The 11,361-nt window shown below is 65.8% G+C and carries 4 protein-coding genes and 3 pseudogenes; 3 read left to right on the forward strand and 4 right to left on the reverse strand.

The annotated features are described in order from the left end of the window. Window positions 1-80: 80 nt before the first annotated feature. Window positions 81-635, forward strand: coding sequence for a DUF2939 domain-containing protein (locus JCM9942_RS05425; RefSeq protein WP_054658216.1), 555 nt, complete (start codon window positions 81-83; stop codon window positions 633-635). An 18-nt stretch (window positions 636-653) separates the two neighbouring features. Here the strand turns inward: JCM9942_RS05425 and JCM9942_RS05430 are convergent, their stop codons facing one another. The 4 genes and pseudogenes from JCM9942_RS05430 to JCM9942_RS05445 form a co-directional block, all read right to left on the reverse strand. Continuing rightward, a complete protein-coding gene (locus JCM9942_RS05430) occupies window positions 654-1,934 on the reverse strand; it encodes an NAD(P)-binding domain-containing protein (RefSeq protein WP_218185459.1) in 1,281 nt (426 codons plus the stop codon). A gap of 522 nt (window positions 1,935-2,456) precedes the next feature. Further along, window positions 2,457-3,331, reverse strand: a pseudogene (locus JCM9942_RS05435) (5'-nucleotidase); the annotation flags it as partial. 82 nt (window positions 3,332-3,413) lie between these two features. Then, window positions 3,414-4,184 carry an NAD kinase gene (locus JCM9942_RS05440; RefSeq protein ID WP_054658218.1) on the reverse strand — a complete coding sequence of 257 codons (771 nt, stop codon included), beginning with the start codon at window positions 4,182-4,184 and terminating at the stop codon, window positions 3,414-3,416. 142 nt (window positions 4,185-4,326) lie between these two features. Continuing rightward, window positions 4,327-9,294: pseudogene (locus tag JCM9942_RS05445) on the reverse strand (NAD-glutamate dehydrogenase); the annotation flags it as partial. 264 nt (window positions 9,295-9,558) lie between these two features. Between JCM9942_RS05445 and JCM9942_RS05450 the strand changes: the two are divergent. After that, entirely contained in the window at window positions 9,559-10,224 is a 666-nt protein-coding gene (locus tag JCM9942_RS05450) for a TetR/AcrR family transcriptional regulator C-terminal domain-containing protein (protein WP_054658220.1), read from the forward strand. Continuing rightward, window positions 10,221-11,361: pseudogene (locus tag JCM9942_RS05455) on the forward strand (efflux RND transporter periplasmic adaptor subunit); the annotation flags it as partial. The gene JCM9942_RS05450 and the pseudogene JCM9942_RS05455, both read left to right, overlap by 4 nt.

Genomic DNA, 11,361 nt, shown 5'->3' on the forward strand with positions numbered 1-11,361 from the left:
CCACCCCGCCCGACGGTGCGCTTCACGCATCCGGTGCGGTTTTGCGGCACGCTTGCGGCAACCGATAAGGAGGCTGGGCGATGAACAAGGTGCTGCTGGCGATACTCCTGGTCCTGCTCGTGGCCATCGGCGGTTATGTCGCCGCCGGCCCCTACCTGGCGATCCACGGCATCAGCGAGGCGATCGAGAAGCGGGATACCGCACAGCTCTCGCGCTACGTGGATTTCCCGGCACTGCGGGCCAACCTGAAAGCGCAGCTGAGCGACTATGTGGTCCGCCGCGGCGGACCGGAGCTGCAATCGAGCCTGCTGGGCGCGGTGGCACTGGGCGTGGCCGGCGATCTGGCCGGCGCCGGGGTCGATACGCTGGTCACACCGGCCGGTATCGGCGCCCTGCTCCAGGGCCAGGACGTGTGGAAACGGGCGACCGGCGACACGGCCGGTGGCGACACCTGGGCGCCGCCTACCCCGGCCAGACCGTTGCAGGGCGCGCATCACCGCTACGAATCGTTCTCGCGTTTCACCGCCACCACGCAGACCCGCGACGGACGCGCCATCGTGTTCGTGCTGTCGCGCGACGGGCTGCAGTGGCGACTGAGCAACATCCTCCTGCCGCTGGACCAGGCGCCGGGCTGATCCCGGCGCCTGTGGGGTTCAGGCGATCCGGCGCACCTGCGGCACTTCACGGTCGGCCAGGAAGGCTTCCAGCGAATCGTCCATCGCCTCCATCCACGGGGTGTGGTGCGGTGGCGCCAGCGTGCCGGTCAACACCGAGCGGTAGCTGCGGTTTCGATAGCCGAGGATGTCGGCCTGCTTGTCGTGCTTCCACTCCTTGAACAGCGCGGCGACCGCTTCGACATTGAAGTCCGGGTAGTCGGTGGCATCGAGCAGGTCCCGCACGTAGGCGGTCTGGAAATCGATGTCCTCCTCCACCGAGGTGGTGGCTTCCTCGCGCGCCAGCCAGGCTTCGCTGTCGGCACGCATCGCCGCCGCATCAGGCAAGGTCACCCGGCCGAGGATCTCGTCGCGCACATACCAGGCCTGCGCGTCGAACATGTTGAAGGTGTAGTACTGGTCCTGCATGCCCAGGTAGACCAGCTTGGGGTTGTCGATCCAGAACACGCCCTTGTACAGGTCGCCCGGATACAGGCGGTTGCGCGTGCGCAGGGTCAATTCGTCCGGCAGGAACGGAAAGTGATGCTGGTAGCCGGTGCACAGCACGATCGCATCGACCTTGCGCGAGCTGCCGTCGGCAAAGTGCGCGATATCGTCTTCCAGCCGCAGCAACAGCGGCCGTTCCTCGAAGGTCTCGGGCCAGTCATAGCCCATCGGCGCGCTGCGGTAGCTGAAGGTGACCGACCTGGCGCCGTACTTGTAGCACTGCGTGCCAATGTCTTCCGCCGAGTAGCTGCTGCCGACCAGCAGCAGGTCCTTGCCGCTGAACTCGCAGGCATCACGGAAGTCATGGGCATGCAGTACCCGGCCCGGAAAGCGTTCCAGACCTTCGAAGAACGGCGCATTGGGCGTGGAGAAATGGCCCGTGGCCACGATCACCCGGTCGAACTGTTCGGTGACCAGCTCGTCCTTCTTCAGGTCACGCACGGTGACGGTGAACAGGCCGGTGTCCTGGTTGTAATCCACCCACTGCACGGCCATGTTGAAGCGGATCTGGTCGCGCACGCCGCTCTTCTCGATGCGCCCCATGATGTAGTCGCGCAGCACCGCACGCGGCGGATAGGAGGCGATGGGCCGGCCGAAGTGCTCCTCGAAACTGTAGTCGGCGAACTCCAGCGCTTCCTTCGGTCCGTTGGACCACAGGTAGCGGTACATGCTGCCGTGCACCGGTTCTCCATAGGCGTCCAAGCCGGTGCGCCACGTGTAGTTCCACATTCCGCCAAGGTCGGACTGTTTTTCATAACAGACGATCTCGGGCACCTCCGCGCCGGCTGCGGGCTGATTCGAACGCACGAAGTTGGGCCAGACCACTGGGGCCGGCGCCAAGAATGGCGATACGCATGGTCATTCGGTTTTTTCTCCTGTGTAGCGGCCGCATCGACAAGGCGATGCAGTACTGCGCAAGGGCGCATATGAAGCGCCACGCAGGAGACAGCTGTCCAGACCCGCGTGGCGCGCGAATACCCGGCAACTGCCATTGGCAGTCACGTCGCAACGGGAATGGCGGAACGCAAACGTCGCCGATCGGGAACAAGCCCCGCCCCGTTGGATACCAGGTGGGTGCGATGCGAGTGGAATCTGCCGCGGTACTGCAGATCGATGCGCGGCGCGACGCCGCAAGGGGATACTCGCAAAAGCCGCCCCATCCTAACATGGACATCACGCCGCCCCGCAAATGCGGGACGGCGGAAAACCGTCAAAAACCCCGGGAAATCAGCCTGCGTTGGCTACACCGTGCGGCACATGACCGGCAGCGACATGCTGCCTGGCACTGTCGATGTTGTGCTGCGAATCGTCGAAAAAAATGTCGGCGCCGAAGGTTCCAGGAACGGGCCCTTGTGCCGGCCCCCGAGGAACAGGGCCTCATCCAGACGCACGCCCCATTCGCGCAGGGTGCGGATCACCCGCTCATGGGCCGGTGCCGAACGCGCGGTGACCAGCGCGGTGCGGATCGGCGCATTCTCGCCTGCCGGGAAGGCCGCCTGCAGCGCGTGCAGGGCGGCCAGGAAATTGCGGAACGGGCCACCACTGAGCGGCTCGTGTGCGCGCTCCTGCTCGTGCCGGCCGAATGCCTCCACGCCCTGCTCGCGCGAGATGCGCTCGCTCTCATCGCCGAAGATCACCGCATCCCCGTCGAAGGCGATACGCAGCTGCGCAGGACAACGGCCGGTATCCAGCGGTTCGTGGGCGGCGGCCAGGGTCTCGCCCGGCGCCTTGGGCAGGATGGTGGCGGCGGCGATGCCATGCACCAGCGCCCGCCGTACCGACTCGGGATTGGCCGACAGGAACAGGTCGGTACCGAACGGTTTGGCGTAGGGCCAGGTCGGCTCGCCGGCGGTGAAGGTGGCGCGCACGATATCCAGCCCGTAGTGCTGGATCGAATTGAAGATGCGCAGGCCCGTGTCGGCGGAGTTGCGCGAAAGCAGGATCACTTCCACCCGCGGCGTCTCGCCCGGTACGCCGGCATTCAAGGACAGCAGCTTGCGTACCACCGGAAACGCCACGCCGGGCTTGAGCACATCGTCCTCGTGTTCGCGCTGGTAGGCCGCATAGGCTTCCAGCCCGTCGCGCTCGAACAGCGCATGCCCCTCCTCCAGATCGAACAGCGCCCGCGAGGTCACGGCCACGGTGAGAAGTCTTGGTGAGTTGTCGCCCATATGCTGCTTTTTTCCGAATCAATTGAACCATCTGGCCGGGACGTCCCGGTGCGTGGCCAGCGCGGCCATGACGGGCGTGCCGTCAAAACATGAACTGCTCGCTGAGGATGCGTTCTTCCAGGTTGTGTTCCGGGTCGAACAGCAAGGTCACCTGGCGCTCGCGCGACTCGCGGATGGTCACTTCCACCACGTCGCGGGTCTCATGCGAATCGGCGGTGACGCTGACCGGCCGCTTGTACGGATCGAGCACGCGGAAGCGCACCTCGGTATCGGCCTTGAGGATCGCGCCCCGCCAGCGGCGCGGACGATATGGTGCCAGCGGCGTCAGGGCGATGGTGTTGGAGCCCAGCGGCAGGATCGGCCCGTGCGCCGAGTAGTTGTAGGCGGTGCTGCCAGCCGGGGTGGAGACCAGCACGCCATCGCAGATCAGCTCGGCCACCCGTTCCTGGCCGTTGAGGTCGATACCGATATGCGCCGCCTGCCGAGTCTGCCGCAGCATCGACACATCGTTGTAGGCCAGCGAGCCGGTGGTGGTGCCCGATTCGGTCTGCGCGATCATCTCCAGCGGGCGCAGGTGCGCCGGCTCGGCCATCGCCAGCCGGTCCATCAGCTCGTCATCGCGGTGCTGGTTCATCAGGAAACCGACCGTTCCCAGCTTCATGCCGAACACCGGTTTGCCCATGCCACCGTGGCGGTGCAGGGTCTGCAGCATGAACCCGTCGCCGCCCAACGGACACAGCACGTCGGCATCATCGGGATCGAAATCACCATAGCGCGCGACCAGCGCGGCACGTGCCGTCTGGGCCTGCGCGGTGTTGCTGGCGAGAAAAGCGATACGGGGGGAAACAGTCATCGTCGGCTCCAACGCAGGTGCCGAGCATACCTTGCGGCCGGAAAGACGACAGCCCCGGCAAGGGCGGGGCTGTCGTTTCCTTTATCGCGGCAAACGGGTGTCCCGGGAGGCCGGGGCACCCGTCCGGTCTCAGGCGCCGTGGCGCGGCCAACTGGCCCAGACGCTGCACCGCCACCGACACGGTCGGGTAGTCCAGCGTCTTCTGCTCGGCCAGTTCGGCCAGCATACCCAGCGTGAAGCGCAGGCCGCTGTCATCGCGCTTGAGCCACGCGGCAACCTTGGCCTCGGCACCGGTGCCGCGCATGGACAGCACCTGGCCGGCCAGGCTGCACTGGTGTGCGGCCAGTTCGTCGCGCAGCACGCCCCGGGCCACCGCATGCCAGCGGCCGTTGACCTCCAACGCGTCGATCTGCTCGAACAGCCACGGCATCTGCAGGGCTTCACCCAGACGGAAGTGCACCTTGGACACCTCCACCGGCTTGAGCTTGCGGGTGCGTGCCAGTTCGATGATGTCGAACGCCGGCTCCAGGAACTGCAGTTCCGACAGCTGCTGCGCCAGTGCCGCCGGCAGCCCCTTCCGCTTCCATTCCTGGACGCTGGCCTCATACGCCGGGCGCTGCGAGTCGGGCAACACGCCCGAGGCGACGCGGATATCGTTGAACGCGGCCTGGTAGCGCTCCACCGCCGCGGTGATACCCGGCATGGCGCCCGGACGCGACAGCAGCCAGCGCACGAACGAGCGCTGCAGCTTCCAGATCACTTCCAGCGCATCGACCTGCACCGCTTCAGGTAGCGTGCCGTCGAGCGCGTCGATCTGCGCCCACAACGCGCGGGCATCGAGCGTCTCTCGGCTGATGGTGTAGGCCTTGGCGACCTCGGCGATGCTGCGGCCGGTGTCCTCCTGCATCCGCATCAGGAACGTCGCGCCCATGCGGTTTATGGTCTGGTTGGTCACCGCCGTGGCGATGATTTCGCGCTTCAGGCGGTGACGCTCCATCGCGTCGGCGTACTTCTTCTGCAGCGGCTGCGGGAAATAGCGCAGCAGCTCCTTGGACAGGTACGGATCTTCGGGGATGTCCGAGTCCAGCAGCTGCTGGAACGCGACCATCTTCGAATACGACAGCAGGATCGCCAGCTCCGGACGGGTCAGGCCCTGGCCGCGCAGCTTGCGTGCCGACAGCTCCGCATCGGAGGGCAGGAACTCGATCTGTCGATCGAGCAGGCCCTGTTTCTCCAGCGTGCGGATGAAGTGCTGCTTGGAGCCCAGACGGGTGGTGCTCATGCGCTCCATCACGCTCAGCGCCTGGTTCTGACGGTAGTTGTCCATCAGCACCAGCTCGGCCACCTCGCCGGTCATCGACGCCAGCAGCTTGTTGCGCTGGTCGACGCTGAGCTTCCCGGCGCGCACCACGTCGTTGAGCAGGATCTTGATGTTGACTTCGTGGTCGGAGGTGTCGACACCGGCCGAGTTGTCGATGAAGTCGGTGTTGAGCAGTACGCCGGCCTGCGCGGCATCGATGCGGCCGAGCTGGGTCATGCCCAGGTTGCCGCCCTCGCCCACGATCTTGCAGCGCAGCTCGCCGCCGTTGACGCGCAGCCCGTTGTTGGCGCGGTCGCCGACATCGGCATGGGTCTCGGTCGCGGATTTGACGTAGGTGCCGATGCCGCCATTCCACACCAGATCCACCGGCGCCCGCAGCGCGGCGCTGATCAGCTCGGTCGGGGTCATCGCCTTGATACCGGCGTCGATGCCCAGCGCCTCGCGCACTTCCGGAGTGATCTCGATCGACTTGAGCGAACGCGGGTAGATGCCACCGCCCTTGCTGATCAGCTTGCTGTCATAGTCCGCCCAGCTCGAACGCGGCACCTTGAACATGCGCGCGCGTTCCTTGAAGGACGTCGCCGCCACCGGGTTCGGGTCCAGGAAGATGTGGCGGTGGTCGAACGCACAGACCAGGCGGATGTGCTCGGACAGCAGCATGCCGTTGCCGAACACGTCGCCGGACATGTCGCCGATGCCGACCACGGTGAAATCCTGCTTCTGGCAGTCGCGGCCCAGCGCACGGAAGTGGCGCTTGACCGACTCCCACGCACCGCGCGCGGTGATGCCCATGCCCTTGTGGTCGTAACCGACCGAACCACCCGAAGCGAAGGCGTCGTCCAGCCAGAACCCGTGCGCACGGGCGATGCCGTTGGCGGTGTCGGAGAACGTCGCGGTGCCCTTGTCGGCCGCCACCACCAGGTACGGATCGTCCTGGTCGTGCCGCACCACACCCACCGGCGGCACGACCTTGTCGTCGACGATGTTGTCGGTGATATCCAGCAGGCCGTTGATGAAGCGCTTGTAGCAGGCCACGCCTTCGGCGAACCAGGCGTCACGATCGACCGCCGGGTCCGGCAGCTGCTTGGCGAAGAAGCCGCCCTTGGAGCCGACCGGCACGATCACGGTGTTCTTCACCATCTGTGCCTTGACCAGACCCAGCACTTCGGTGCGGAAGTCTTCGCGACGATCCGACCAGCGCAGGCCGCCACGGGCCACCGGGCCGAAGCGCAGATGGGTGCCTTCCACGCGCGGGCCGCAGACGAAGATCTCGCGGTACGGGCGCGGCTTGGGCAGGTCCGGCACCTTGGCGGCGTCGAACTTGAAGCTGATGTAGTCGGCCGGGCCACCGTCGGCGCGCACGCCGTCCTTGCGCGGCATGAAGTAGCTGGTGCGCAGCGTGGCTTCGATCACGCCGATGAAGCTGCGCAGGATGCGGTCCTCATCCAGGCTGGAGACGCCATCGAGCAGTTTGATCAGCGCGTCATGGACAACCGCCATGCGCGCATCGCGCTTGCCCTTGCGTGCCTTGACCACGCCCTCGAGCAGCTTGAGGGTGGCGGCGTCGTCACCGGTCAGCGCCTTGAGCTGGGCCAGCTGTGCGTCCAGCACCGCCTTGTCGGTGGACGGGGCCGGCTCGAAGCGGGCTTCGAACAGCTCCACGATCAGCCGTGCCAGCAGCGGATAGCGGTTGAAGGTGCCTTCCACATAGGCCTGCGAGAACGGCACGCCGATCTGCAGCAGGTACTTGCAATAGCCGCGCAGCATCGACACCTGGCGCCAGTCCAGACCGGCGCCCAGCACCAGCCGGTTGAAACCGTCGTTCTCGGCCTCGCCATGCCATACCTTCGCGAACGCCTCGCAGAAGGTGGGATTGGCCGCCGCCACGTCGATACCGGCCAGCAGTGATTCGACCTCGAAGTCCTGCACGTAGACCGGCGCGTTGTCGACCATCAGCCGGTACGGCCGCTCGGCCATGACCCGCAGGCCCATGTTTTCCATCATCGGCAGCACGTCGGACAACGGAATGTCCTTGAGCTGGCGGTAGAGCTTCAGTCGCAGACCGTCCACGCCATCACGGCGCAGCGCGTGCAGGTTCAGGCGCAGATCGTCAGGACCGGTCAGTGCGTCGAGCTGGGCCACGTCGGCCGCCGCGATTTCAGCACTGGAATCTTCGATATACCCCGCCGGCAGTGCCTTGCCGATACGCGAGGCGATGCGCAGCCCCTCGGTTTCCCCGTGACGGGCGATCAGTGCTTCACGCAGATCGTCCTGCCAGTTGCGCAATACATTAGCCAAACGCTTCTCCAAATCGCCGGTATCCGGCTCCAGACTTCCACCGGCCTTGGGCCGGACGATGAGATGTACCTGTGCCAGCGGAGAATCCCCCAGCACCACGTGGGAGTCGACGTACTCGCCCTGCAGCGCTTCGCGCAACATGGCCTCGATACGCAGACGCACATCCGTATTGAACCGTTCACGCGGCAGGAACACCAGCGCGGAGATGAAACGGCTGAACTTGTCGCGGCGCAGGAACATGCGACTGCGCACGCGCTCCTGAAGACCCAGCACGCCCATCGCCACGTTGAAAAGTTCGTCTTCGCTGCACTGGAACAGCTCTTCGCGCGGCAGCGATTCGATGATGTGGCGCAGCGCCTTGCCGCTGTGGCTGGAGGCACTCAGCCCCGCACGCTGCATCACGTTCTCATAGCGCAGGCGCACCAGCGGGATTTCCCACGGACGCCGGCTGTAGGCGCTGGAAGTGAACAGACCCAGGAAGCGCTGCTCGCCGATGATCCTGCCCTTGGCATCGAACTCCAGGACGCCGATGTAGTCCATATAGCCGCCGCGGTGGATCCGCGAACGGGCGTTGGTCTTGGTCAGGATCAATGCATCGGTCAGGCCACTGGTGGTGTTCAGGCCCTGTGCCGCCAGGCCCTTGACCGGCCGTGCGACCGACCCGTCCGAGCCGCGCATCAGGCCCAGACCGGTACCCTTCTGCGCGACCAGCACCTCTTCGCGGCCCTGCTTTTCGACCTTGTACTCGCGGTAGCCGAAGAAGGTGAAGTGGTTGTCGGCGGCCCAGCGCAGGAACTCCTGCGCCTCAAGGCGCGAGGCCTTGCTGACCGGCAAGGCGCGCTTGCCCAGATCCCCGGCCAGTGCCAGCGCCTGGTCACGCATCGGCTTCCAGTCTTTGACGATCGCGCGCACGTCCTCGAGCACCGCACTGATGCGCTTGGCTACCGCCTCCAGCCCGGCGGCGGGCTGCCGGTCGATTTCCAGCAGCATCACCGACTCCGCCGCGCCCTCGCCCACTCCGGAGAGTTTTCCGGCCTTGTCACGGGCCAGCACGATCACCGGATGCCCCAGCACATGCACGCCGATGCCCTGCTCGGCCAGTGCCAGCGACACGGTATCGACCAGGAACGGCATGTCGTCGTTGACGATCTGCAGCACCGTATGAGGCGATTCCCAGCCATCGGCCTTCAGTGTCGGATTGAACGCCCGCACGTTGGCCTTGCCCGGCTTGCGCACGCGCACGAACTCGAACATGTCGGCGGCAAGCACCGCCCACTCCTCGGCCGAGTGCAGACAAAACTCGTCCGCCTCCATCCGCTTGTAGAACGCCGACGCGAACGCCACCGCCTGGCTCTGCGCGGCAACGGGGTATCGCTTCCGCAACGCTGAAAAAACGGGTTCTAGTGACAGGCCGGCCTGCAGGACAGTCTCTTTGGCTACCGGCTTGCGTTTCGGTTGGGTGGACTTGGCAGCGCTGTTTTGCGATTTCATAACGGAGCTTTTGGGTGGTGCTCGTTGGAGAATCGGCGATTGTATCTCCGGCAACCAAAAGAGCCTTGCTGCATGGCGGCATAGAAAAAGTCGCGTAACACACGCCCCGCAATGGTTTGCCGCTCATCGCGCGGCCCTTGCCCGCACGTTTTCCCGATGTCGGAAACGGTCGCTTGCCCATAGCATCTCCGCCTCGTCCCCTCCGGTTTCTAAACGGCGGAAAACCTGTATTAATTCTGTACTGGACGGTATAGTCCAGACCCTGTGCAGACCTCCGACGCCAACACCCGCACCAACGACGCCCGCGACCAGCGCGTGTTCGACGCCGTGCGCGAGCTGCTGGCCATCCAGGGCATGCGGCTGAGCATGGACGCGGTGGCCGCCCAGGCCGGCTGCTCCAAGCAGACCCTCTACAGCCGCTATGGCTGCAAGCGCGACCTGTTGCGCAAGGCGATGCAGCTGCATGTCTCCACCGCGACATCCGCGCTCTCGGCCTGCCGTGAGACGCCGCTGCGGCAAATCCTGCTGGATTTCGCCCTCGGTTATCTGGAACACCGCAACCAGCCACGCAACCGCCAGACCTCGCAGGTGATCGGCGCCAGCGCCCATGAATTCCGCGAAGAAGCGCGGTTCATGTACCAGGGCAGTGCCGAAGCCCTGCGCGATCACGTAGCTGAATGGATGCGAACCGAGATTGCCGATGGCCGCCTGATCCATGACGACCCGCATTTCATGGCCGAACTGTTAATAAGCATGATCTGCGGCCAAGAGTTCGAACGACAGCGCTTCCATGTACCCCACCGCGAACATGCCCGACAACGGCGCCAGTGGGCTGAATTCGCGATCGACAGCTTCCTCCGCGCGTTCGCCGCGCCAGCCGAAGCGGCCGTTCCTCCCAATAAAAACAACACCCGGAGCTCCTCCCGATGACCGCCCCGTTTCGCGCCCTTGCGCTCTCCTTCGTCGCCGCGCTTTCTTTGGCGGCCTGCAAGAAAGAACAGGCCCAGACTGCTCCACCACCGCCCGAAGTGGGCGTCATCGCCGCCGAGCCGAAAACCCTGCCGCTGCAGCGCGAGCTGGTCGGCCGGCTGTCGCCCTTCCGCTCGGCCGACGTCCGCGCCCGGGTGGCCGGCGTGCTGCAGAAGCGCGTCTATGAGGAAGGCAGCAACGTCAAGGAAGGCCAGGTCCTGTTCCTGATCGACCCGGCCCCGTTGCAGGCCGCGCTGGCCTCGGCCGAAGGCGCACTGGCCTCGGCCCGTGCCAACTACGCCAATGCCCGCGCCACCGCCAACCGGGCCCGCTCACTGGCCCCGCAGAAGTTCGTCTCCAAGTCGGATCTGGACAATGCCGAAGCCGCCGAGCGCAGCGGCGCCGCGGCGGTGCAGCAGCTGAAGCCGCTGTCCAGAGCGCTCGCATCAATCTCGGCTACGCCCGCGTCACTGCGCCCATCGCCGGCCTGGCCGGCAAACAGCAGGTGACCGAAGGTGCGCTGGTCGGCCAAGGGGAAGCCACCTTGCTGACCACCGTCGACCAGATCGATCCGTTGTATGTGAATTTCTCGATGTCCGCCGATGAGCTGAGCCTGCTTCGCGCGGCCCAGGACAAGGGCGCGCTGGCACTGGCTGGCGACGGCAAGACCACGGTGCAGGTCAACCTGCCCGACGGCAGCCCGTATGCCCACGAAGGCACGCTGGACTTCTCCTCGCCGACGGTCGATCCGGCCACCGGCGCGGTGTCGCTGCGCGCGCAGCTGCCCAACCCCGACCACACCCTGCTGCCAGGCTCGTTCGTCAGCTTCAAGGCCAACCTCGGTGAGCGCAACAACGCCTTCCTGATCCCGCAGCAAGCCGTGCAACGCGACACCCAGGGCGGCTTCGTGCTGGTGGTGGGCAAGGATGGCAAGGTCGAGCGCAAGGCGGTCGTGCTGGACAGCCAGCAGGGCGGCAACTGGCTGATCTCTTCGGGACTGGCGGCTGACGACCAGGTCATCGTGTCGGGCATCCAGAAGGTCAAGGTGGGGAGCCCGGCCAAGGCGACCCCGTGGCAAGCCCAGGCTGCTGCCGCACC

The sequence above is a fragment of the Stenotrophomonas pictorum JCM 9942 genome (genome assembly GCF_001310775.1).
Taxonomy (GTDB): domain Bacteria; phylum Pseudomonadota; class Gammaproteobacteria; order Xanthomonadales; family Xanthomonadaceae; genus Stenotrophomonas; species Stenotrophomonas pictorum.